We start from the raw sequence: 24,342 nt of genomic DNA, 5'->3' as shown, positions 1-24,342 counted from the left end.
AGAAAGCAATATTAGAATGAAGTTGAAAATATCAAGGGTAAACTCTATTCCATTTTAAAAACCTTTTGCAGTAAGCTTAGTCCTATTTTTGGTACAAGATTCATAAAAGGAGTGATTAGAGTGATGCTCATGGAGGAATTTCGAAGAAAAAGGGTTTCTGCTGAGGTTGCAGCTAAAGCTGTGCATAGCGGGGATTGGGTTGAAATGGGATTTGGCGCTAATATGCCAAGAATTCTCGAAGCCGCTTTAGCAGAACGCAAAGAAGAACTTTTTGATGTTAAGGCGCGGGGCGGTTTGCTTCTTGCCCCACTTAAAATGCTGGAGCTTGATCCAGAGGGGGAACATTTTACTTGGCTTAGTTATCATCTCTCAGGCATTGAACGGAAATATGCTCAATTAGGGAAAGCATTCTACATACCGATCAAATATTCAGAACTCCCCCGCTATTTACGGGAAAATTTGCAGACAGATGTCGCGATGTTTCAATCCGCTCCAATGGATGAACATGGTTATTTTAATTTCGGGGTCACGATATCTCACTTTGCTGCGGCAATATCAAAAGCTCGGACAGTTATTATCGAAATCAATGAAGATATGCCGCGGGTACATGGCGGCTATGATCATGCGATTCATATTTCGCAGGTGGACTATGTTGTTGAAGGCGGACATATGGGAGTGCCCATTGTGCCGGAAGCAGAGCCAAGTTTGGTTGATCGACAGATCGCCGAACATCTGCTTCCGGAAATTGAAGATGGATCATGCATTCAACTGGGTATTGGAGGGATGCCTCAGGCCTTGGGAAAAATGATTGCCCAATCCGATCTTAAGGATTTAGGCGTTCATTCGGAGATGATTGCGGATGCCTATGTCGATATGTTTGAGGCAGGTGTAGTCAATAACAAAAGGAAACAACGGGATTTAGGAAGAATGGTTTATACTTTAGCCATGGGTACGCAAAAGCTTTATGACTTTCTTCATGATAATACGGCGATAGCGGCTTATCCTGTCGATTATACAAATGATCCTTGGATCGCTTCCCAAAACGATAAACTTATCTCAATCAATAGTGCATTGGAAATTGATCTTTCCGGACAGGTTTGTTCGGAAACCGTGGGACAGGCTATCTTCAGCGGTTCCGGAGGACAGCTTGATTTTGTGGAAGCGGCTTATCGTTCTAAAGGAGGAAAGAGTTTTATCTGTTTGCCCTCAACCTATAAGGACAAATCGGGGCAGATTCAATCCAGAATCAAACCATTGATGACTAACGGCGCAGTGATTACTGATACGCGGACAACGGTACAGTATGTGGTTACTGAGTATGGAAAAGTTAACTTAAAAGGGCTTTCAACCTGGCAACGGGCTGAACAATTGATTTTTCTTGCCCATCCAAAATTCAGAGAAGATCTTATTTCAGAGGCTGAGAAGTTAAAGATTTGGCGGCAAAGTTCTAAACGTTAGCTTACGAAAATGTTCCTGGACAACTTATTCTTAAGAAGTCCAGGAAATTTTTTATTAGAATCAATCGAAGTCATATATAAGGAAAAAAGTAGCCTGAGGGGATTTGCCCTAGACATGCATGAGCCTGTCCATTAGAATAAATTAGAAGAATATTGCATTCATTTAAAGAGGAAACGCATGAAAAAGAGAAACAATGAAGCTAAATTAAATACATCAGGCAAAGCGAAATTAAAAATCCCACCGAGCAATCCGCGCTGGAACGTTTGGCAAGGACTTTTTTTACTGTTATTAATATATGTAATAGAACTTCCCTTAGGATGGTTTAAAACGCCGCAAGACTTAGATCAGATGCAAGGCTTTCTGCGTTTTTTAGCGGTGGGAGTAGGGGAGGTTATTTTGTATCTTGGTCTGCTTAGTGTGCTGATGAAGGGACTCGGGCGATCTTTTCGAGATTTAGGTTTTATTCGGCCGCGCGGAATATATCTGCTGCTTGGTCTTATTATGGGAGTGCTTCTATTTATAAGCGTTGGTCTGCTGGGGGATTTTCTGGAGAAGTGGTTTGGAACACCGGCACCTCAGAGTTTCACCTTGGCGGTTAAGGGGGCAAGTTATAATTGGCAGGTTATCCTTTTAATATTTTTGGGAGGCGTTCTCGCACCAATCAAAGAAGAAGCCTTTTTTCGCGGTCTTTTTTATCCTCCCTTGCGTAAAATGTTTGGACGAGGCAAAGGGATTCTATTAACAGCAGGTTTTTTCGCAGTTTTACATTTTGACATCATTCGTTTTCTGCCGCTGTTGATCGGGGGAATTGTTTTAACTTGGCTTTATGAGAAAACATCAAGCCTTTGGCCCTCAATCGTTGCGCATGGAACTTGGAATATTCTAATGGCGTTAGCCCTTTGGGCTCAGTGCTAGGTTATTTTCGAATTGAGTTAGCCTAATTATATAGTATTTTGGATATGAAGTATTTGGGAAAGGATATATAAAATGAGCATAATACCTACAATGATTAAATCGAGAGAGCAATATGAAGAGTTGATTTCCAAGCAAGACCCTGTGATGTTATATTTTAGCTCTCAGAATTGTAATGTTTGTCATGCCGTTCTTCCGGAAGTGCTTGAACTTGTCGAGGAGTATCCGGTCGAGGTTGCACAAATCAAAGTTGATGAGTTGCCGGAAATCGCAGGTCAGTCCCTAGTTTTTACGGTTCCAACGATTTTAATGATGTATGAGGGCAGGGAAATTCTAAGAGAGAGCAGATTCATCGATTTTGCGACGCTTGAAAAGACATTAGGCCTTTTACAGCCGTAATACACATATACAACCACGAATAACAGAATTGAAAAATAAATATTTAAGTCAAAAGTGATTAGAAATGAGAATGGAAAATGGGCAAGAATAAAGAAAAGACCAAAGAACAAACGAATAAACAAACCAATGTGCAAAATCAAAACCGGCAAAGAAGTATGAAGAGCGAGCAGCACGAAGAAGTTGAAATAAATTGTCTAAGACTCTCGTCAGAGGGAGCAGGCATAGGGTATGATCAGGGAAAAGCAACCTTTGTTGCCGGTCTTCTTCCTGGAGAACGAGGAAAGGTTCTGATTACAGAAAAAAAGAAATCGTGGCAGCGAGCAAGGTTATTATCGCTTGAAAAGGAGGCAGACGAACGGGTCGAGCCTCCATGTTGTGTTTTTGAGGTTTGCGGGGGGTGCCGGCTACAACATTTAAATTATGCAGAGACCCTGAAGTGGAAAGAACGCTGGGTAAGGGATGCCCTGGAACGCATCGGCAAAATAAATTTAGAAAAGGTTGAGGTTTTCCCTACGATGGGTATGGAGAATCCTTGGCGGTATCGGAATAAGGCTAGACTGCACCAAACCTTTACCGGAGAACTGGGGTATTATCAGGAAAAAAGCCGGGAAACGGTCGAGTTTCCGGATTGTTTGCTGATAAGCGAGACGATGAACACTTGGGTTCAAAAAATTCGGGAGACCCTAAAAAAGGCGAAACTGGGAATAAAAAGCATAACGTTCCGCGAAAACACAAAAGGGGAAGGGATGATCATCTTCGACGGCCTATCTAAGTCTGAGCTACCTGGTCCTGTTTTATCTTCACTTAAACAGGAACTAAATATGGATTCCAGAGATACCCGGATGGGTTCGAAGATACAGTCGGTTTGGGGGATCAATCCGTCTGGAATTCCTGAATTGTGGTGGGGGCAGGAGTTTTTGACGGAAGAGATTCTCGGCTTAACTTTTAAATTGTCTCCGCTTGCCTTTCTCCAGGTGAATCCACTCCAGACCCAGAAGCTTTATTCAACAGCCTTAGATTGGGCAGAAATAACCAAGGAAAGCCAGGTCTGGGATCTCTATTGCGGAATTGGAACGATAAGCTTAGTCTTGGCTCAAAAAGCGGATAAAGTATGGGGAATTGAAGAAAATTCGTATGCAATAAGTGATGCAAAAATCAATGCTGAGATTAATCATCTTGACAATGTAGAGTTTCTCCAAGGAAAAGTCGAAGATGTCCTGCTTAAGGTTCCGGAGACTCCGGATGTCGTCGTTTTAGATCCACCGCGGGCAGGAGTTCACTCCCGTGTTTTAAAGCGTCTTATCGAAGTTAAGCCGGAGCGCATTGTTTATGTCTCTTGTGATCCGGGAACCTTAGCGCGAGATGTAGGAGTACTTCAGAAAGAAGGATATCAAGTGCAAAAGGTTCAGCCCGTGGATATGTTTCCGTGGACGCAGCATGTTGAGAGTATAATAATGATGACGTTTAGTGGCAAAAAGGGTAAATAAGACGGTTTGAACACCATATATAGCGTTTTGGGAGCAAAAAACGGGCTGAAAACGGGTAAAAAAAAGTGTATTTTTTGACCCGTTTTTTTAGGGCTATTTATAGATGACATTAGGATTTTCGGAGTTCATGATTGAACTTTTAGCCGGAAAATAGAATAATAAAGGATGAGTGATCGAGCTGATCGAACTTATGGTTATTTATATAATGAGCATTTTATTTGCAGAAAGAAATATGTTGTTTTTATAATCTGTGCAGCAATTAAAAGCATCCATAAACTCCTGCTGCAGTCAAATTACGAACGCTATCGGCAAGTACCGTATCTCATATGTGCAACTTATATCAGGTAATTGTCTGTGAGAATTGATATACTGGATAAAGGAGTGAAGCAAATGTCTATACAAACAATAGAAACAATGGCAAAGTGGGTAGAAAATAACATAGCGGAAAGCCCAAGCTTACAAGATATGTCATCATATGTTGGTTATTCACCGTATTACTGCTCTACAAAGTTTCGGAAGCACATGGGTATGACGTATAAACAATTTCTTGCCCAGTGTAAATTAAAAGCTGCCGCTTATGATCTTTGTATAACCGATGACAGAATAATTGATATTGCTTTTCGATATGGGTACTCGTCATCTGAGGCGTTTGCAAGAGCTTTTTCTGGGTTGTTTCAATGTTCGCCACGGCAATATCGGAAAACTTGTGGTGTTTCTCTTGGCACACTTAGTCCATAGGGCGTATTGCTCCCTCCAAATTTGTAAATGCGAGGAGATAAAATGTCTGATAAATTTGGAAGAAATGATCTCTGCTGGTGTGGCAGCGGGCGAAAATATAAGAAATGTCATGGCCCCATTGAGGAACAAATTGAAAACTACCGTTTAAAGGGATATGAAGTGCCTCATCGAAAATTGCTTAAAACAAAACAACAGATTGAGGGTATTCTGGAAAGCGGCAAAAGAAACATCGCCTTACTGGATTTCATTTCAAATTATGAGGTTGATGGAGTCACCACAGAAGAACTTGACCGGCTTATCTTTGAAAAGACCAAGGAACTGGGGGGCGTTCCAGCAACACTTCATTATGAGGGATACCCTAAGAGCGTGTGTATTTCAATTAATGATGTTGTATGTCATGGTATCCCCTCTGACCATGTATTCCTGCGAAACGGTGATATTGTAAATATTGATGTGTCTACAATCTACAACGGTTTTTTTTCAGATTCTTCCCGTATGTTTTGCGTAGGCGCTGTTTCCCCTGAGAAACAAAAGCTGGTTGATGTTGCGAAAGAGTGTGTGGAACTGGGCATTGAACAAGTAAAGCCATGGAGTTTTCTTGGAGATGTTGGGCAAGCGGTTCATGACCATGCACGAAAAAATGGATATTCTGTTGTTCAAGAAATCGGAGGCCACGGTATTGGTCTACAGTTTCACGAAGATCCTTGGGTCGGTTATGTGACAAAGCAAGGAACAGGAATGCTCTTAGTTCCGGGACTTGTTTTTACTGTAGAGCCTATGATAAATATGGGAAGCTCCAAAATAGCAACAGATAAATACGATAATTGGACTGTTCGCACTGCTGATGGGAAGCCTTCTGCGCAATGGGAAAAAACAGTGCTCGTAACCGAAACGGGTTATGAGGTGTTGGTATATTAATGAACAGTTAGGAATAAACAAGATTTCTCATTTTAAGCATAACAGGAAGCTGACAAATTCAAATTTACTTAATTGAATATAATAATTCCTGAAAATTAGCGGGAGTATTTTCATATGAAGATCCCCTGCTTTTTTATACCCTTTTATAAGGGCTCGAATTAAACCGAATGGAGGAAATCAAAATGACAAACCAAACAATGCATATCTTTTTCCCGCTGAAGGTCACTGCCTATCTCCTCAACGACTATGATTGGGATGACCAAAACCCAGTGGAAATCAGTTCCGAGGAGGCTGTATCGTATGAGGATGCCATCAGAGGAGACTTTATGACCCCACGGACTGTACAAACCTTATCCACCGGACGGTATGTGAGTTGTTTGATGAATTATGGCATGGGCAGCCGTTGAGACATTTGGGGGTGAGCGCGGCGGAACTGTGCAGTAATGACTTTCTACAGATGAGTTTATTCAATGAGCAGAATGAGAAGCAGAGAGATCTGGATAAAGCAATTGAAAGCATCAGAAAAAAGCACGGCTCCTTGGCCGTGCACAGAGCGTCATTTCTGCATAGCGGGTTAAAGCCGATGACTGGCGGTACCGGGGAAGAGGTTGAGTATCCAGTTATGTCGAACTTTCTATGAACGTGAACTATATGAAAATCAAGTTATAAGTATTTGGTAAAAATGTGCGATTATTGATGAAAAAAATCTCCTAAAGATATACAATTAGAATAATAACCTTGTTCTAATGTGAGCTCGCTATTTTAAATTAAAAACAAGTCAGTAGTTGCATAAAGGAGAAGGTTTATAGATGTTGTTCCGGAAATATAGATTCAGCAAAAATGAGGGGTGCCCATGTGGTAGTGACTTACTTTATAAAGATTGTTGCATGATAAAAAAACCACGCCAATTTCACAATAATAATGAGGCGCTTAATCATTCAGGTAAGATGATGAAGAAAAGTCGGATAAAGATTTGCTTGCATGATGGATGCAAGGCAAAATTAAAGGATATTATAAGGGCTCATGCTTTACAAGAGAATAGAATCCTTAATAAAATAGCGGTTGATAAAAATGTAATCATGCAGAATTTCTCAAAGGCACCTACAATATGTGAGATTGAGCCAGGCAAACCAGAGCCTTTTTATTTTTTAACGGAAGTACCAATTACAGATGCTACAGTAGCAACATGCTTTTGCAAGACACATGATGATGCTTTATTTGCCAAGATAGAAAAATCTCAATATGATCTTGAAACCTTGGATTCAGAACAACTCTTTTTATTTGCTTATAAGACTTTCGCCTTTGAATTATATACAGAAATAGTAGCAAAGAAATTTCAAGCAAGCATGTTTTCAACTGTGCCTCAGTTAACCAAAGAACCATTATCAGTTCATCAATATCGCAACAAGGAATTGAAGTTAAATGATTTACAATATTATAAGCAGTTTTTTGATAAGGCAATAAGAGAAAAAAACTATTCAGGGTTAGAAACAATAATACTTGAAATACCTTTTAGAATACAATTTGCAAACTATATGGCGGTATCTCCCCCATTCGATATAAGGGGTAAAAAAATCAAGGCTCTGGATAAGAAAACAAGAAGGTTAAAATTTGTGTTCTTTACTTCATTCCCAGTTGAAAGGAAGTCATTTATTCTAATAAGTGTCTTAAAAGAGGATTTAGATGTTTATCAAGATTATTTTGAGCAAATTAGAAATTCTCCTCTAGAATTGATGGAGTATTATATAAATGTATTTATTCCCTTATACTCACAAAACCTTATTATCAGCCCGTCCTTGTGGGAGGGGTGGAGTGAATTCGTGCAAAGTGGCGTGCAATTTGCAGTAGCAGATCCACATAGTGTTAAGCTACTAAAGGGTTTGCAGTTTTACCTGAAGAACATCGCAAAATCTATGAAAAAGGAAGAAATAAAGATAGATTCACGTAGTGTTGCATTTGACTTTTTCGTACCTTATAAGGAGCATTAAAAGGACGTAATGTACTTCTAACTATGACCATTCTTAGATAGAGCATTTAAAACCTAAATAGTCTAATATGGATAGAGTGATAACCTTAAACCTGAGCTAATCTGTAATGGATGAGGGATTGCGAATTATAAGTTCAAGGAGGAAAAAATATGAGAAATGGAGGACGGCTTACAGGTAAAGAATTTGAAGAAATCAAAATGTTGGCCGATAAAGCTGTAAGTGCCCATAATAAAAAATCAGCTGAGCCTTTTATAAAACGCTTAGATTTTATGCGAAGAACCCTGGATATAGAGCCTTATAAGAGGTATGTTCTTGCTGAACTTGTATTCAATGTAAGCGCTGCATCAGGACGAGTAAGAGATAGAGAACATTGGATAGGTGCTGTGAATCAAAGCCTTTTCAAGTTAGAACCTTCTACTGAAGATATGGGAGACATAAAATGAGATACTCAAAAAAAGAGTTGGAAGGTCTGCCGATTCCAAAAGAGATAGTTGTAAAGGATTTAGCAGAGTATATAAGCTTGTTTTCAAATAATGAATTTGAAAACTACATATTTCGTGGAGAGCCAACAAATTACCATGATACAATATCCTCTGCACTTAGAAATAAGGAGTATCCTTTTATTCCAATGAAAAATGAGTTTAGACGAGAGATCTTCCATAGACTTACCCCTGATGAACGCAGTAACTTTTTGGCTTTTGCTCAACACCACGGAATACCGACAAACCTTATTGATTTTACAAGGTCGCCTTTAGTTGCATTATTTTTTGCCTGCCAACCGTTTCATAGTCCAGATGAACGCCTTGAACAGGAAAGAGGGTTTGTATATCTTCTTAAAGATGAATTGATTGATATTACAGACTTGCTTTCGCGCAATGAAGATAAGAATTTCCTTGATCTTTTTATACGAAATGAAAACAATATTATTTTGGATTTGTATAGGGGATTTGCTGATTTCTACAAACAGCATCCTGAAAAATTCTACTATTATTTCAAGCAGTTAGCTGATGATTGGCAGTATTACTTTATTGATATGCAACCCCGTATCCCTAAAAAGTCTAAATTTCCATTGTACAATAATGGGAAATATGAAAACGAGTTGCCCTATGAATATATAAAAGACAGTAAAGAGTTGATTGCCGAAGTAAAGCGACAATATGGGTCAATAGAATTGGTTGCACTTGAATACACATTAAAACTGCAATCATTCTTAAAACGAGTCCTGGATGTTGAAGCACCAGTGTGGTGGCTTAACTGTATTCCCGACTTTCTATACACACCGATATTATCCTTTGAAAGAGGACGGAATCAGCAAGGTTTATTTGTCTATCAGGCATATCTTTCTTTTGATGAAAGAACTTATAAAACGCATATCCTTTCCCATCAAAGGGTCTGGCCTGATGTTATAATCGTTATTGAGAATAAGGGAAAGGTACTGCATGAGTTGGATTTCATGGGTATTAATGAAAAATTCATATATGGCGATTATGATAGTATTGCAAGGTATATAAAGAAAAAGTATGACTGAAGAAATGAATGGGGATACGTCAGCCAATTGGTGGTCGTTGTATCTCTGTTTTTATATAGTGCTTCACAAAAAATGACCCATAAGAATCTCCTTCAATGGTGAGTTTATAATGGAATGAAGTCGGCATCAAGTATTTAATAAGTTTAGGCTTGTGTGGGCTCTTAGTGCGATATTTACAAACAATCAAAGTTTGGCTTCATTTGGTTAACTATGAAATGAGGGCAGGTTGAACAATGAACCGAATTAGTGAGATAACCAAGCGAGATATTCTCGATTTGTTTCGTAGTGGGATTGATATAGACGATTTTTGGGATGAGAAAAGAGTCACCTATCCTTATTTTGGTCGGATGGAAGAGATTGAGTTTATCAAAAGATTATATGATTTGAAAAGTATGCAGAGTTTTGATTCAAGGTTCCCGGATGCTGAAGGTGATATCTGGCAGCATACAGTAAATAATGATGATTATTCATTTTGTTGGGTATTTGAAGATGAACGCTTTCAACTGCAAAATGGAAGCGATGAAGTGTACTTGAAATTCATGTGTGAAATCTTTCATCCAACAGTCAGAGTTGAGAAAGGATATTGGAAAGAGTTTCTTGCTAAGGTAAACAGATTGTTACAAAATGATGGGTACGAGCTCTATCCGGCAGAAAAAATATCTAACCGAGATGTATTCGGGTGGAGAATATATCAACCAGAAGAAAATAAGATGTTTATTCCTTACTCTCAACGAAATGATAAGGCTATAAAAGAGAAAAAAGTAAAGTTCACCATTAAGCGCGGTGCAAGGCATCAGATTTGCCAACTTCTAGAAAGATATAATGACATTTATCAAGAAACCAGTGAAACAGGATGGCACTATAGTGTCTCAACAAGCGATGAAGTTTTTAAGGATATGCGGCAGTTTTATACCCCTAAGTACTTTAATGAAGAAAAGCAGTATGTTGAAACAAATAGTCTCCAGGATTTTATATACTCCAGTTCTCCTTATTGTGTAATGGATGCAATCGAGTTTTTCGAGAAATACAATCACTCTAATGACTTTGAAACTCAAATTAATGAAATTTTGAAGCTGAATGAATTTGCTTTGAAATTAGATAATGGTAAAATCGTAAGCACGCTTGATAGTCCAATAAAAAACACTATGCTAGCTTCAATTCAAGAAGCCGGGCTCAAAGAATTGTTTCAAGAAGCCAATACATATTACGAAGATGGGAATTTAAAAATTGCTGTTGAGAAATTATGGGATGCTTTTGAAAGACTGAAAACATATTATTTTCCTACTTTAGATAGAAGAAATCCATAAACAGAATTATTTGTGATATGAGCAGTAACAAAGCCCCTTATAAAGAACTGTTTGAAAAAGAGTTCTACGAGCTTACGACAATTGGGAATAATTTTAGAATTCGTCATCATGAGATGACAAAAACAGATATTGAAGACAATAGGCATTACGACTATTTTTATAAACGCTGCCTATCATTAATTTCAGTCGCTATACAATATTTAGACAATGGAGTAAAGGGCCAATAAAATCTTCAATCATAATCATTAGAAAAAGATGAATGAAACAATTGATGTGTTTATTTATTGTTAATTACATTACCGGCAGCAGATTAGACAAAATAGGCCTGGATCGTTCGGAGGTGTGATTTTGCAAACCAATCAAATTGCTCACAACAATCATTATATCCCGCAATTTTACCTAAAAAATTGGAGCCAAGACGACAATAGTATTTTTGTTTACAATTTGCTTGTATCTGATTCCAGAATCCCTTATTGGAGCTGTAAAAAAATAAAATCAACTGCCGTATGGAATGATTTCTATACGCGAAATGAGGGTGAAAAGGAGATCGACGATTTTGAAAAGTGGTTTGACAGAGAATTTGAATCACCTGTGAAAATGGTTTTTGATAATCTGCTAAAGGGTCATAATTTGGATGAAGATGAATCAAAAAAGCTGTCCCGCTTTGTTGGCGCTCAATATTTAAGGACGCCGGCACGTCTTAACGCTTTAATGGCACAATGGCGTACAGAAATGCCCCAAATAGTTGAAGGCGTTTTGCAAAAAATATCGAAACAATTTGAAATGGAATCAACTCCTCAGATAATTAGCAGCCAACCACAAATATATGAAGACGAAAAACTCTTACCAATTAAAGTATCGGTTGATAAGGAAATGAGCCAGGTGAAAGTTGATTCGCTTGTCGGTAAAGGAATGTATTTATTTGCATTGAAGCATCTGCTTACAAAAACGGTAAGCGTTTTAGGGAAGCACCGTTGGTGCGTTATTCACGCCACAGACAGCGTATCATTTCCGACGTCAGATGATCCTGTTATATGTTTAAACTATAATAGTGAACATGAATATGATTTTAAAGGTGGATGGGGCAAGAAAAACGGTAATATCATTATGCCACTTTCGCCAAAGCTCTTATTGATAACTCAAATAGGTAGTAACATGCCTATTAAACAATTGGATTATTCAGAGCGTTGGAGTAAGTTTTTCCGTAAAATTATTATTGAGAATGCTCATCGTCATGTATACGCAATCGAACCGCAAAAAGGGATGCTTGCTATTAATCCCAGGAGGGTTGATGCCGTTTTGTTTGAAAAGGAAAAGAGCATCATGGCTGGTTGGCATGAAGAACAAATGGAAATGGAAGCTCAATTAAGATAGATTAAAAAACTGGGGCTGGTGTGGAGATTCTAGTTTGATAAATACCATAAAGCAAAGCTGTGACAGATATTCTGTCGGAACAGACATAGAAAGTTTAAAGTAGACAGGAGAAAGGTTAGTGGACGAAAGCTAGATAGTGAAACTAAAATGGCTTTATCTGAGGCGCTCGCACCATATTATAAATTTTCACTATTTCCTATGTTGTTGAAGCGGTTGCTTACCAAATGTCCATTAAAGAGGAGTGCGAGAGAGAATTCTTAATCACTAAGTGTAATGAATGCGGAAAGCATTTCTTAGTGCATAGGTTCGAGATTATCAATCCAGTGTTTAACTCGGATCGGTATACATGTCGTAAGTGTAACGATAATTGGGATTGTGAGTCGATCATCGATGTTCCTGCTGGAATTCCTATGCTACTGCACAGGTACTCATTGATAAATCGATATCTTAAACGAGAGAACTTATCTGATAAGGAAATAAAATATCTGGGAACTATCACCACGTTTGATCACCCTTTAGAGTTACAGGTTGTGTCGGAGGAACTAAGAGAAGGGATTAATAAACTTATTTATCCTAATAGGTATCGAATTTCGATGTTTATTCAGAATCTTTTAGCTATCGCAAAAGAGATTAATTACGATGAGTTTGTAAAGTTCACAAAATACTTTAATGAGCTTAATGAACCTGCTAAGCAGCTAACCAGTGCCCATGTAACTAATGAAGCCTCCAAAATCTTTGAGCAAATCCAGGAAAAGTATAGCGACTTGATCTTCGAATTTTTATTCCCTCATCCGATTAAAGGAGAAAGGGACATTCTGTTAGATCCGGACGAGTTGTATTTTGATAGGATTAATGATATTGCAAATCTTTACAAAGATTTGCTAGACCTCCAACTTGATCATATTTTCCTGTGCAATTTAGGGAATATGTTAAAAGGGAAACCATTTAACCCAGAGTGTATCCCTGCAAAAGTTTTTGGAACTAAACTCTTAGATATCACTAAGGAACACGTTAAAGAAACATGTTTGGAAGAATTCGTAACAAAATACTACAACTCCAAGCTTAGAAATGCTATTGCGCATCCATTGAGGTATGTGGATCGAGTAACCAAAGAGGTTTCCTTGTTTAATAACGGTAAATTACAATCAGTTTTGCCTTGGAATGAATTTATGGAACAAGTAACACCCTTAATTGAATTGCATGAAGAAATCGGACATGCCATCACTCAATTAGCATTTGAATATAACGCAGAATTCTTAGGAACGGCAGGAATTTTGTCCTTTGAACCGGATGATGAGTCAGGTAATGGGGGTGATTCCCCTATGCTGATGATTAATCAGATTAGGTCATTTAAACGGTTCAATCCCAACATTGACTGGGCAAACGAGATTAAAGTACTTCCTTTAAAAAGAGGCGATGAAAAAGGAATTTCGATTACGGTATTTAGAAAAGGTTTAAGGAATGATACTTACCCCACCGATAGATCAAGTCAAATACAATTTGGGCCGTACATTAATAACTGGCTAAACGCTGTTATTGATGATGGATTCATAAGCGTTATACATAGAGAATGTATATTTCCTAATATGGATCTAGACCACTCGGGTGGTTTAATTTTAGGAGTTCCGGTTGATTCGTTGAAGTGTATGGAAGAAATTTGTACTGGCATTATGGATAATGCAGGTGAAATATATTTGGGTGAATCATTGGAAATTTCCATTAAATCTGCTATGGGTGGTTCACAAGTTTCTATTGTTAAAGTTCCACGAAATGGGCCCTGCCCATGTGGAAGTGGTAAAAAGTACAAAAAATGCTGTGGTAAGAATCTTTACAGTTAGTGAAAATTTCTAATGTTAATAAAGCCTTCAATAGTCAACTTTGCTATTGAGGGTTTTACTGCTTGCAATTTACAAATAGCAAACTATTATTCCTAATAAAATGGGTTGCACAGGTATTGAACTCTGAAGTTTACTCCACCGCCAAGGGGATACCAGCTTTTTCAGGCATCTTTTTTGTATCCTCAAGGCACGTTGAGTGCGTGGTATTGATGACAAGGGTTGATAAATAGCAGAGGCGTAAATGTCTATAAAATGAACTGCTCCCTGCCAAAAATTGAGGGAGCGGTTCATTTTGTGATGTGGACTATTTTATAATGTTATATATTCTTGGCAACGACTCTTGCTTTGCGCTAATAACAATCATGCTTTTCGATGCCTGATCTCCTGGCACCTCGCTAACCATGTGAACGATTTAGTTAATATGTGCTACAGCACGAATTTCAATCAGCTGGTCAGGGAACGCCATACCCGACACACCGACGAGGGTGCCGGCTGGTCGATGGTCACCCACATACTCCTTGAAAATACTGATGCACTTTTCAAAATGTTCTTGTGGGTCTGTCAGAAAAATCTCCATCTCAGCGATGTTCGACCTCGTAGCACCAAATCCCGCCAGTACGCGATCGAGATTCTCTAGCGTTTGTCTGGTCTGTGCCTCGATATCGCCCTCCCCAACAAACGTGCCCTGCATATCATGGGAGAATTGACCCGAAATGTATATGGTGCCGTTAACGCAGTAGCCTTGGGCGATGCCGTGTTCGTCTTCCCATGGAAGACCGTGATTATAGGTTTTAGTATTAGTCATTATTATCACTCCTTTACTTTAAAGTAAGCTTAGTATATGCTAAGCTCAAATAAAAAAATAGTACGCACTATATTGATAGGTACTATTCAAAAGGATAGTGTAAGTATGGGTATAGCTGATTTTAATGGTAAAGTTAAAAATATTCAAGATACACCTTTTGGTTATACAATGTCAGTGATTGGTGGTAAATGGAAAATGGTTATTATATACCTTTTAGCAGAAAACCAACCAGTTCGCTTTAATGAACTGAAAAGACAAATAGGAACTATTACTTTTAAAATATTGAGTTCTCAATTAAAAGAATTGGAAGCGGATGGATTGGTGAAACGGAAAGAGTATCCTCAAATCCCTCCTAAAGTAGAGTATAGTCTGACAGATAAAGCAGAAACTCTATTACCCGTTTTGGAAGAGTTGTGTGAGTGGGGAGCAAAAAATCGAAATAATTAAAAGTTCAGTATAGATTGGATGAGAATGAAAAAAATCAAAATTCACATTTGCGTAGTTTTTATTTATTTGAGGATGTATATAATGAATTGACTGGTGGTACTGTTTAGTTCTGGTCTGATTTAGTAGGCATACTATTCCAACCCTTCATCTATCTTTCCAGCGATGCCTCCAGTTATGTTCAAGGTCAGTTCATAATTGTAGATGGTGGTGGAGCCCTTGTGTAGTAACGCCTTTGGCATTTGCTTTAGGATATTTACAGTTGATTGACAACTACGAGAAAAACGGTGATGAGGAGAGTATGCTACGATACTCGTTTATAAGGGGGAACCAGGCTCAAGCGGCATCTTTTTAGTACACTCAAGGCATGTGGAAGCCGTAATCCTGTTGCAACGATTGAAACCTTGATAAATAAAGGGGTTTCGAGATTACGAATTAAAACATACTTTGACGTGAGAGGATGCTTTCACGTCTTTTCTTTTGTAGAATATTAATAGGCTTGCCTATTTTATATAGATGACTAAGGCGGTCGTCTGAAAAGTCTAACGGTAATGAGGGCTTATTGCCTCCAGTCAAAAGTCAATGAGGATACAGAGATTTCGTTAATACATTAACAGCACATAATAAAATTACAATTAGTGTAACTTGAAACCTGAAACAAACAATGATATAATTGAAAAATACGAAGGACTAACCATTAAAAGTTAAGCCGTAAAAATGATTTTTTAGTAAAGCTCTGAAATGCATTATAGAAATATTTAAATTTTTGAGTTGTGGATACAAATAGAATCTCTTACAGGTGCTTGGAAACAAATGTCCTTGGAGAGGGACAAAAAAACTACTACTGTATAGTACGAACGGTGATGAATTTGGACAAGATCTCGTTAGATAAAGAAATAATCCTCAATGCGACAGAAGAAGTGATTCGTCGTTTCGGACCAGAAAAAGCGAATATTTCTGATGTGGCAAAATCATTAAAAGTTAGCCACGCTGCTATTTATAGATATTATAATGGGAAAACTGCTCTTTGGAATGCTGTTACAGAACGCTGGCTTACAAATATACATGTTCATTCAAATGATATTTTAAAAGAAGATAATACTGCTGATATTAAACTTTTTCATTTCCTTGAAGACTTTGTGGAAGCGAAACGTCGCAGTGCTATTAATGATCCGGAAATGTTTGCAAATTACATTAAGCTAGCCCAAAGTTCAATGGAAGTAATAGAAAAGAGTAAAGAAGATGGGATTAATCGTATTAAGGAGATAATAGTACAAGGAATTAAGGAAGGTATATTTTTTGTAGAATTTCCTCATCAAGCGGCAATAAACGTATATCTTGCAACCAGCGTTTTTATACACCCAAACTCATTCGAAGATCCTAACCGAAATCAAAACATAGAATCTGTTGTAAATCTTCTGATAAGAGGACTTAAAAATCCTAATAAATGAATCGAATAGAGAGGCTGGCCGGCCCTCGTCCTCTCACAACACCTAGCTTGAAGGCCCGTACCAGGTGTTTCCTAAATGTTGACAACGCTCCAAACAACAAAGAAGTAAACTTAAAGCCCTTGACGTTCCAAATAGGAATTGTTAAGGGCTTTATTTGTATTCCGAAGCTTTTTATCTTTGATAATAAAGTTACATATTTAATATATTGTAATTTGTAAGACAATATGATAAAATCAATATTACAAGTTACAAATAATAATATGTGTAACTTGTAATACAAATATTGTACTCATCGCAAAAGGAGGAACGTTAATATGGATTTTAATAAAGGTTGATCCGAGAAAATGTACTAAGTGTGGCAGTTGTACCAAAGTTTGCCCTATAGGTTCTATAGGCGTGGATGAACACGGGGCAAAGGCTGTTAACCCACAGTGTCTTGCCTGCGGACACTGCGTGGCTATTTGTCCATCGGCTGGACTTGATAATGTGAAATCACCTTTAGCAAATCAAATACCCCTGGGAGATGCACCGGCTCTGGCGAAGACACTGCAGCCCTGTTTCTTCGCAGAAGACGTTCAATCAGGGAATTTAAAAAGTTGCCCGTTCCAAGGGAAAAGATTGGGCAACTTCGAAATATTGCTAGATTTGCGCAAACAAGCGGCAATTCGCAAGGTGTTTCCTATCTTGTCATTGATGATCAGGACACACTACATAGGATAACCGCGGTTGCAATTGACTGACTGGAAGAGGCGCTGAAAACTCCGGCTTTTGCCGGATCGCCTTATGAAGCCCCATTCACCGCGCACGTAGCCAGCTACCGACAGAATGGTACGGATGTTGTATTGCATGGTGCTCCTTGTCTGGTGGTAGCCATAGTTGATAAAAGTTCTTTGCCCACCAGTTGGGACAGTACTCTCTTTTCACTGACTTATGCGGAACTGTTCGCACCATCCATCGGTCTCGGAACCTGCATTACCGGATTCTTTGATGGTTGTGCCTCTTCCGGTTATAAGCCATTGCTTGATATTCTGAATTTGCCGCAAAAATATGCAGGTTACAGGTGGGCTGATGGTTGGTTATCCGATGTATACCTATCGACGTTTGGTGGATAGAAACCCATTGTAAGTCACTTGGCAATAAGATCAGACTTGACTAAAAAGTAATAATTATTCAATTCTTACAATTCAAAATCAGCAGTGTTTACTGCTTAACTTTTAAGGAGGATTTTACTATGCGTATTTTTGTAACAGGAGCTACAGGTTATATCGGTTCTGCCGTTGTTCGGGAACTCATAGATGCTGGACATAAAGTTATTGGTCTGACCCGTTCAGACAATGGCGCTGCAAAACTAAAGGAATCGGGAGCCGAAGTACACCAAGGTTCACTTGACGACCTGGATAGCCTTCGGAGTGGCGCTGCCATTGCGGATGGCGTCATTCACTTGGCGTTTGGACACAATTTCTCAGATTTTGCCCGTTCACTCGGTACCGATTTACGAGTTATAGAGACGATAGGGGAAGTGCTTGAAGGTTCCGGTAAGCCGTTTGTGACTACCGCTCATGCAAATGGGACAGCTTCAGATAATGCGACGATGGCGCTGGCAAAGCGTGGTGTGCGGACATCAATCGTGTTGCTTGCACCATCCGTGCATGGCGAGGGAGATAAGGGCTTTGTGCCGGGACTGATCAACATCGCCCGCGAAAAGGGCCTCTCTGCCTACATCGGCGATGGCTCCAACCGCTGGCCGGCTGTACATCGCCTCGATGCGGCACGCCTGTTCCGCTTGGCGCTGGAAGCCGCCCCAGCAGGATCACAACTGGACGGAGTCGGTGATGAGGGAGTACCATTCCGCGACATCGCCGATGTAATCGGCCGCCATCTAAACCTACCGGTGGTCAGTATTTCACGCGAAGAAGCAGATGCCCACTTCGGTTTTCTCGGTGCCTTTGCGGCACTTGACTTCCCTAGGTCGAGCGTACACACTCAAGAACTCTTGAACTGGCGGCCAGTGCATCCTACACTGATCTCGGATCTCGAACATGGTCATTACTTTGCAAAATGATCCGAGGCTTACAGCCAATATTCATGATGATCAAAAGTGAAAATCAGTTTCTGGTTATGGTAAACTTTCCGCCATGTATGGGTATAGGTTACCATAGTAGAAAAAAGCAAATGGCTGGTCTTGAGTAAATATACGCCTTTTTTAAGAGTGCTCTTGCAAGCTATTTGCTTTTCTCTATGTTATTATCAATTACCTGCTGTCATGGTTAAAAACTATAATGCTTTCAGAAACCTAACTTAAGGAAGTAGTAACAAAACACTGGCGGAAAGGCTTGGTTCCATTGTTGCAGAAGTAAGGAGAACAGCAAATACTATTGAAGATGTTTTTCGCTAATAAGCACTATGCGTAATTAATAAAGGAGAGATTAAAATGAATGTAATACTAAACAGAAAAAGCATAAGAAAGTACAAGGATATAAAGTTAAGTGATGATATCGTTGAAGAATTATTAAGGGCTGGAATGCAGGCACCTTCTGCTGCAAATGAACAGCCTTGGGAATTTGTAGTTTTAAGGGATAAGGAGATTATGAAAAAAATAACCGAATTCCACCCCTACTCAAAAATGTTATTAAATACAAATTTGGCAATTGTAGTATGTGGAGATAAAGGTAAGGAGGTACTTAAAGATTTCTGGGTGCAAGACTGCTCGGCAGCTACAGAAAATATATTATTAGCAGCTGAAGATAAAGGGTTAGGAGCTGTATGGCTTGGAGTTTATCCAATAGAAGATATAGTAGATGCTCTTAAAAAGCTTTTGAGCTTGCCAGAAAGTGTAATTCCTTTGTCAATAATACCTGTAGGATATCCAAATGAACAAAGAGAAACTGTGAGTAGATTTAACAAATCAAGAATACATTATAACAGATGGTAATTAAATAGATATTTACTAAATAAACTTGCTTACAATTTACTTGAATTGTAACGCAAAAGCAGGCGCCAAATCGATGAAAAAATTGCCTGTCCAGGCGACTGTTTCAGAAATATGGGCTTCCGCCAAGGGGATACCAGAGGTGTAGCCTTCAAAAATATCATCTGAAGCAAGGCTGGTGTTAGAATAGAACAATAAGTCAATTAAATACTATGTTTAGATTACCGATCAAACCCTAAAACGCCAACAAAAAAAGGCATTCTGATGTTGGAATACAGATGCCAGTTAATTTTGCACATAGCAAAAAAATATCAATCCAGGTGAATCAATTCAATTCGTTAGATGATAATAAAAATCAAGCTGCCAGTTTCTTGTAGTTGTGATACAACCCTCCGAGAATCGGTTCAGAAACCAAAACTGTATCCGCTGCAGAAGAAACCGGCCATTCTATTGATGGAACAGGGATCTGGCACTCAATGCCCTGATGCGTCCTTGCAGGATTATAATATTTGTTGATATATCCACTAAGCAGAGATTCAAGATGCCTTTGGTTGAACGGAATGATATGATAAAGCAATTCTCTGCGGAGGGTGCCTATAACCCTCTCACAAATACCATTTTGCCATGGGCAGTGGTAACCAGTTTTCTTGGATTTGATATTTGTGTTATTGAGAAATTGGTTAAAGTATGACGAAGTGAAGATGGTATCGTTATCATGAATCAGATATTCCGGCGTTGCGCCATAGGGGGTAGCTTCTCTGATCTCTTGCGCTACCCAAGCAGATGATGGATTGGAAGTAACAGCAAAATGTTCGATCTTCCTGCGGTCATGACTAATGATAACGAGGACATACAGCATCTTGAAATATAGAGTGGGAACGACAAAGAAATCCATTGCCCAGATATTATTTCTGTGGTTGTGAAGAAACGTTTTCCAAGATAGAATCTGTTTTCCGTTTGGAGTCTTTGGTGACTTGGGAATGTATTTCGCAATGGTGTTTGGGGCAGGAGTATCAGAAATGCCAAGGTTAACCAGCTGCTCATGAATCTTTTCAGGAGAAAGCAAAAGATTTTCCCGATGAATTCTTTTGATCAGGGCAATGGTTGCAGGAGAGATTTTAGGTCTGCCAGGTTTTCTGGATTTCAGTTTCCAGAAAAACTTAAAGGACTTTCGATGCCAGCCAATAACCGTTTCTGGTTTGACAAGGAATAAAGCTGACTGCCAATCAGGCAGGAGTGTTGATAATAATCTCCATAACTGTCGGAATGCGGGAGTAAATCGTGGTTTGGAGATTTTACCGTTCAATATTTGCTGCTGAGTGATGGACAATTGGCTGCGAAGGGCTAAAATCTCCATGTCTTTGGCAAAATTAGACATCAACCTTGTACGGAAAAAGCAAGCAATTATTAGAAGCCAGTTTCGTAAATATAAACCAAGCGCGTAAAAATCAATCAAGGAATCAACCTCCGAAAGCGTATGTAAGAATTAACCTATATTCTCACAGGTTGAAAATATTGTAAATAGAGCTTACCTGTAAAGATTAAAGTATATCGATGCACGGTTTAGGTTCTATTTCTTGTTAATTTTGTTCCAGATGATATTTTTGAAATCTACAATGGTATAATTATTTTATAAAAACTTCTATAAATGTTTCGCCATACAATTTTATGCATATAGAATTTTTACTTTTCGTGAGGTGTTTGTGACCAGATTTCTTCGCTTTATCAGTGATAAATTTTTAGCCAAGCGGCTGGATTTCCGTGTGCGGCTGTTCAACGTACTGGCAATGGCAGGCATGACGATTGGTATCATGATGTCGGTTTTGGGTGTTTTTACAGACGCAGGATTTTGGAATATACTGGTTAACCTGATTGCTGCGGTGCTTGCGTACTGCCTGCTGTACTACTCCTACAAGAGCGGCAAATATCAGCAGTGCTACATGTTCACCACGATTATCATCTTTCTGATCTTTTTCCCTGTCTTGTTTTTTACCAGCGGAGGCTATCACAGTGGAATGCCTTCGTTCTTTGTGTTTGCCGTTTTGTTTACGGTCTTTATGCTGGAAGGCAAAAAAATGATTGTGATGGCGGTCATAGAAATGCTGGTCTACATAGGAATCTGCCTGGCTGCGTATGCGTATCCCCAAAGCGTCCGCTTTTTTCAAACGGAACAGGAACTTCTAACGGACATCATCATCGGATTTTCCAGTGTCAGCCTTGCGCTGGGCGTTACCCTGTACATTCATTTCAGAATGTACAACAAACAGCAGCGGGAGCTTGAAGCCGCCCGCGTGGAAGCGCTCCGGCTCAGCAAAGCAAAGAGTAATTTTCTCGCTAATATGAGCCACGAAATCCGGACCCCTATCAATGTCATGCTGGGCATGAACGAAGTGATTATTCGGGAAAGGGGCTCGGAGCGCGTCAGGGACTACAGCCTGAATATCCAAAACGCGGGCAAAACCCTTCTGGCTCTTATCGACAATATTCTGGACATGTCAAAAATCGAATCGGGGAAGCTGGAGATTGTATCGGAAAATTACCAGACGGCGGATTTAATTGATGATCTTGCCATGATTGGAATGGAACGGGTTGGCCGGCACGGTATTGGGTTTAAGGTTCAGGCTGACGAAAGCTTGCCCTGCGGGCTGACCGGTGATTTTTTACATATCAAACAGGTGGTTGTCAATTTTTTAAGCAATGCGGCAAAGTATACGGAGCAGGGAGGTGTTACACTTTCCTTCGCCCAAAAGCCGGGAAAGGCTCAGGATGAAATACTGCTCTGCGTATCGGTTTCCGATACGGGGATCGGTATCAAAGAGGAAAACATCCCCCTGCTGTTTGATGCGTTCAGCCGGGTGAGTCTCCCCGCCCACCGGAACATTGAAGGCACCGGCCTGGGTCTTGCCATAGCGAAAAATTTCACCGATCTGATGCAGGGGCGTATTGATGTAACAAGCCGCTTGGGCCACGGCAGCGTCTTTTCCGTGGAGATTCCGCAAAAGGTTCACAATAAAATGCCGCTCCACAAGCGGACGATAATGGCAAAAGAGGAAGCGGCAGGGGAAGGCAGCTTTATTGCTCCCGACGGCAATGTCCTTGTGGTGGACGACAGCGAGGAAAACCTGCTGGTCGTAAAATCCCTGCTTTCCCGGACACTGCTGCGGGTGGATACGGCCATAAGCGGAAAGGAATGTATCAAGGCGGTTACGAAAAAACGCTATCATGTTATTCTAATGGATTATATGATGCCCGATATGGACGGTATCGACACCCTGCGCGCGTTGAAGGAAATCCCCGGCTTTGATACGCCGGTGGTGGCCCTGACCGCCAATGTTGTGGCCGGGGTAAAGCAAACCTTGCTGAATGCAGGGTTTATCAAATACTTATCCAAACCCATCATGTGGAAGGATTTGGAGGAAACGCTCATGGGGCTTCTTCCCGCAGATCTGATAACAGTCAATAACCGGTGCGCACAGAATCTGATCCCCCTGAGATCGAGAATAAGCTCGCGCGGGATGCGGCTGTTTACGGCATAGACCTGGCGGAGGGTTTGGGCTATTTGAGCGGCGATATGCTCCAGCACAAAAATCTAGCGGTGTTTTTTGTGGATAGTTACGACAAGAGCAGGCGGGAAGCGGCGAAAGCTGAGGCACAAAAAGACTGGCAGAGCCTGAAATTTACGGTTCATTCCCTCAAAAGCAAAGCAAGAGCCGTGGGAGCCGTCAATCTTTCCGATACTGCCGCCAAGGTGGAAAAGCAGTGTATGGAGGAAAACGATGCGTATCTAGAACTTACGATGCCCGTTCTGTACTATGAATGGAGCCGGGCGCAGGAAGGTTTAAAACAGTTTGTTGCAGAGCTTGATGAGCTTCCGGCCGGGCAGGTTGAAACAGAAAATACCGGTATCAGTATGGATGAGCTGCTGATACTGCTTAAACACAACCGGCAGCCGGACGCTCTTGCGGCGCTTGAACGCATGATTGCTTTGTCCCACAGGACGGATACCATAGAACGCCTGCGAGAAATTTGGCAAAAGGTTGACGAGATAGAATTTCGGGAAGCGGAGCGCCTCCTGATTGGCATGGGAGGTGACGCAGTTGGAAGATAAAAACACGATTTTGATTGTGGACGACGATCCGGCGCTTCTTAAAATGGCGGGAGAAATCCTGCGGGGTAATTATGCGGTAAGCTGTGTGAAATCAGGGTGTGAAGCGGTTGCCCTGCTGCAGACGGACTATATGCCCGACATCATCCTGCTGGACATCGATATGCCGGAGCTGAACGGCTTTGACACGCTGACCGCGCTGCGGGAAATAGAGGATGCGCAGGATATTCCCATTCTGTTTCTCACGGGGGTGACCAAACCAGAAGCGGAACTGAAGGGGCTGTCCTGCGGCGCGGTGGACTACATTACCAAACCGTTTATCAAGGAAATCCTGCTGGCGCGGCTGAAGGTACATCTGGAAAACGGCAAGCGGCTCCGTCAGCTTAGTATGATGGAGAAAAACAGGCAGGAAATCAGGATTGATGAGGAAAAATTCGAACAGACATCAGCCGGTTTAAGCGACACCGAGAAGAAAGTATTGCGGCTGATTGTGCTGGGCTACACCAATCAGGAAATAGGCGATGCGCTTCACTATTCCTATAATTATGTAAAAAAAAGTCGTCGCGACGATCTATGAGAAAAAGTACGTCAGCAAAAGAAGTGAATTGAAAAACTATTTTTATAACCGCATTTCAGACCAAAGCCGGGGGAGTTCAAAGCC

The 24,342-nt window shown here is 40.2% G+C and carries 23 protein-coding genes and 1 pseudogene; 22 read left to right on the top strand and 2 right to left on the bottom strand.

The window, feature by feature from the left end; all coding sequences use genetic code 11:
- Positions 1-123: 123 nt before the first annotated feature.
- The 14 genes from ACHOLT_RS17920 to ACHOLT_RS17855 all read left to right on the top strand — a co-directional run bounded on the left by ACHOLT_RS17920 (position 124) and on the right by ACHOLT_RS17855 (position 13,947).
- Positions 124-1,458 carry an acetyl-CoA hydrolase/transferase family protein gene (locus ACHOLT_RS17920; protein WP_425808145.1) on the top strand — a complete coding sequence of 445 codons (1,335 nt, stop codon included), beginning with the start codon at positions 124-126 and terminating at the stop codon, positions 1,456-1,458.
- A gap of 177 nt (positions 1,459-1,635) precedes the next feature.
- Entirely contained in the window at positions 1,636-2,373 is a 738-nt protein-coding gene (locus ACHOLT_RS17915; protein ID WP_425803431.1) for a CPBP family intramembrane glutamic endopeptidase, read from the top strand.
- A gap of 72 nt (positions 2,374-2,445) precedes the next feature.
- Positions 2,446-2,769, top strand: a complete 324-nt coding sequence (locus tag ACHOLT_RS17910) for a thioredoxin family protein (protein WP_425803428.1) — start codon at positions 2,446-2,448, stop codon at positions 2,767-2,769.
- Positions 2,770-2,846: 77 nt separating this feature from the next.
- Positions 2,847-4,256, top strand: a complete 1,410-nt coding sequence (rlmD, locus tag ACHOLT_RS17905) for a 23S rRNA (uracil(1939)-C(5))-methyltransferase RlmD (protein ID WP_425803426.1) — start codon at positions 2,847-2,849, stop codon at positions 4,254-4,256.
- A 390-nt stretch (positions 4,257-4,646) separates the two neighbouring features.
- Complete coding sequence (locus ACHOLT_RS17900; protein WP_425803423.1) at positions 4,647-4,994, top strand: helix-turn-helix transcriptional regulator; 348 nt, start codon at positions 4,647-4,649, stop codon at positions 4,992-4,994.
- 42 nt (positions 4,995-5,036) lie between these two features.
- The gene (locus tag ACHOLT_RS17895; protein WP_425803420.1) at positions 5,037-5,912 is read left to right on the top strand and encodes a methionyl aminopeptidase; all 876 of its coding nucleotides are present in this window, start codon (positions 5,037-5,039) and stop codon (positions 5,910-5,912) included.
- 182 nt (positions 5,913-6,094) lie between these two features.
- The gene (locus ACHOLT_RS17890) at positions 6,095-6,319 is read left to right on the top strand and encodes a hypothetical protein (protein WP_425803418.1); all 225 of its coding nucleotides are present in this window, start codon (positions 6,095-6,097) and stop codon (positions 6,317-6,319) included.
- Positions 6,265-6,552, top strand: a complete 288-nt coding sequence (locus ACHOLT_RS17885) for a hypothetical protein (protein WP_425808143.1) — start codon at positions 6,265-6,267, stop codon at positions 6,550-6,552. Before ACHOLT_RS17890 ends, ACHOLT_RS17885 begins: the two co-directional genes overlap by 55 nt.
- Positions 6,553-6,721: 169 nt before the next feature.
- Positions 6,722-7,900 carry an SEC-C domain-containing protein gene (locus tag ACHOLT_RS17880; RefSeq protein ID WP_425803415.1) on the top strand — a complete coding sequence of 393 codons (1,179 nt, stop codon included), beginning with the start codon at positions 6,722-6,724 and terminating at the stop codon, positions 7,898-7,900.
- Positions 7,901-8,049: 149 nt separating this feature from the next.
- A complete protein-coding gene (locus ACHOLT_RS17875) occupies positions 8,050-8,343 on the top strand; it encodes a hypothetical protein (protein ID WP_425803413.1) in 294 nt (97 codons plus the stop codon).
- Positions 8,340-9,428: an FRG domain-containing protein gene (locus tag ACHOLT_RS17870; protein WP_425803411.1), complete on the top strand. Its 1,089-nt coding sequence runs from the start codon at positions 8,340-8,342 to the stop codon at positions 9,426-9,428. Before ACHOLT_RS17875 ends, ACHOLT_RS17870 begins: the two co-directional genes overlap by 4 nt.
- 233 nt (positions 9,429-9,661) lie before the next feature.
- The gene (locus ACHOLT_RS17865; RefSeq protein WP_425803409.1) at positions 9,662-10,735 is read left to right on the top strand and encodes a hypothetical protein; all 1,074 of its coding nucleotides are present in this window, start codon (positions 9,662-9,664) and stop codon (positions 10,733-10,735) included.
- A 348-nt stretch (positions 10,736-11,083) separates the two neighbouring features.
- The gene (locus ACHOLT_RS17860) at positions 11,084-12,109 is read left to right on the top strand and encodes a DUF4238 domain-containing protein (RefSeq protein WP_425803407.1); all 1,026 of its coding nucleotides are present in this window, start codon (positions 11,084-11,086) and stop codon (positions 12,107-12,109) included.
- A gap of 530 nt (positions 12,110-12,639) precedes the next feature.
- Positions 12,640-13,947 (top strand): SEC-C metal-binding domain-containing protein, encoded by a 1,308-nt coding sequence (locus ACHOLT_RS17855; RefSeq protein ID WP_425803405.1) that lies wholly within the window; start codon positions 12,640-12,642, stop codon positions 13,945-13,947.
- Positions 13,948-14,359: 412 nt separating this feature from the next.
- Here ACHOLT_RS17855 and ACHOLT_RS17850 read toward each other — a convergent pair whose 3' ends face one another.
- A complete protein-coding gene (locus ACHOLT_RS17850; RefSeq protein WP_425803403.1) occupies positions 14,360-14,752 on the bottom strand; it encodes a RidA family protein in 393 nt (130 codons plus the stop codon).
- Between the two features lie 105 nt (positions 14,753-14,857).
- Here ACHOLT_RS17850 and ACHOLT_RS17845 point away from each other — a divergent pair, with 105 nt between their 5' ends.
- From ACHOLT_RS17845 to ACHOLT_RS17825, 5 genes and pseudogenes are all read left to right on the top strand, one after another.
- Positions 14,858-15,199 carry a winged helix-turn-helix transcriptional regulator gene (locus ACHOLT_RS17845; protein WP_425808141.1) on the top strand — a complete coding sequence of 114 codons (342 nt, stop codon included), beginning with the start codon at positions 14,858-14,860 and terminating at the stop codon, positions 15,197-15,199.
- A gap of 860 nt (positions 15,200-16,059) precedes the next feature.
- Positions 16,060-16,647, top strand: coding sequence for a TetR/AcrR family transcriptional regulator (locus tag ACHOLT_RS17840; protein ID WP_425808139.1), 588 nt, complete (start codon positions 16,060-16,062; stop codon positions 16,645-16,647).
- Between the two features lie 312 nt (positions 16,648-16,959).
- Positions 16,960-17,772: pseudogene (locus tag ACHOLT_RS17835) on the top strand (nitroreductase family protein).
- Positions 17,773-17,878: 106 nt separating this feature from the next.
- A complete protein-coding gene (locus ACHOLT_RS17830; protein WP_425803401.1) occupies positions 17,879-18,709 on the top strand; it encodes an SDR family oxidoreductase in 831 nt (276 codons plus the stop codon).
- A gap of 369 nt (positions 18,710-19,078) precedes the next feature.
- Positions 19,079-19,579 (top strand): nitroreductase family protein, encoded by a 501-nt coding sequence (locus ACHOLT_RS17825; protein WP_425803399.1) that lies wholly within the window; start codon positions 19,079-19,081, stop codon positions 19,577-19,579.
- Between the two features lie 352 nt (positions 19,580-19,931).
- Here ACHOLT_RS17825 and ACHOLT_RS17820 read toward each other — a convergent pair whose 3' ends face one another.
- Positions 19,932-21,032 (bottom strand): integrase core domain-containing protein, encoded by a 1,101-nt coding sequence (locus ACHOLT_RS17820; RefSeq protein ID WP_425803397.1) that lies wholly within the window; start codon positions 21,030-21,032, stop codon positions 19,932-19,934.
- A gap of 247 nt (positions 21,033-21,279) precedes the next feature.
- On the opposite strand from ACHOLT_RS17820, the gene ACHOLT_RS17815 reads away from it, so the two are divergent.
- The 3 genes from ACHOLT_RS17815 to ACHOLT_RS17805 are packed head-to-tail and all read left to right on the top strand — an operon-like array spanning position 21,280 to position 24,258.
- Positions 21,280-23,112 carry an ATP-binding protein gene (locus ACHOLT_RS17815; protein ID WP_425803394.1) on the top strand — a complete coding sequence of 611 codons (1,833 nt, stop codon included), beginning with the start codon at positions 21,280-21,282 and terminating at the stop codon, positions 23,110-23,112.
- Positions 23,113-23,135: 23 nt separating this feature from the next.
- Positions 23,136-23,684, top strand: coding sequence for an Hpt domain-containing protein (locus ACHOLT_RS17810; RefSeq protein ID WP_425803392.1), 549 nt, complete (start codon positions 23,136-23,138; stop codon positions 23,682-23,684).
- A complete protein-coding gene (locus tag ACHOLT_RS17805; protein WP_425803389.1) occupies positions 23,674-24,258 on the top strand; it encodes a response regulator in 585 nt (194 codons plus the stop codon). Before ACHOLT_RS17810 ends, ACHOLT_RS17805 begins: the two co-directional genes overlap by 11 nt.
- Positions 24,259-24,342: the final 84 nt, after the last annotated feature.

Source organism: Desulfitobacterium nosdiversum (assembly GCF_049860565.1).
Taxonomy (GTDB): domain Bacteria; phylum Bacillota; class Desulfitobacteriia; order Desulfitobacteriales; family Desulfitobacteriaceae; genus Desulfitobacterium_A; species Desulfitobacterium_A nosdiversum.
The sequence above is the reverse complement of the archived record's forward strand: the minus strand, read 5'-3'. Positions and strand labels throughout refer to the sequence as shown.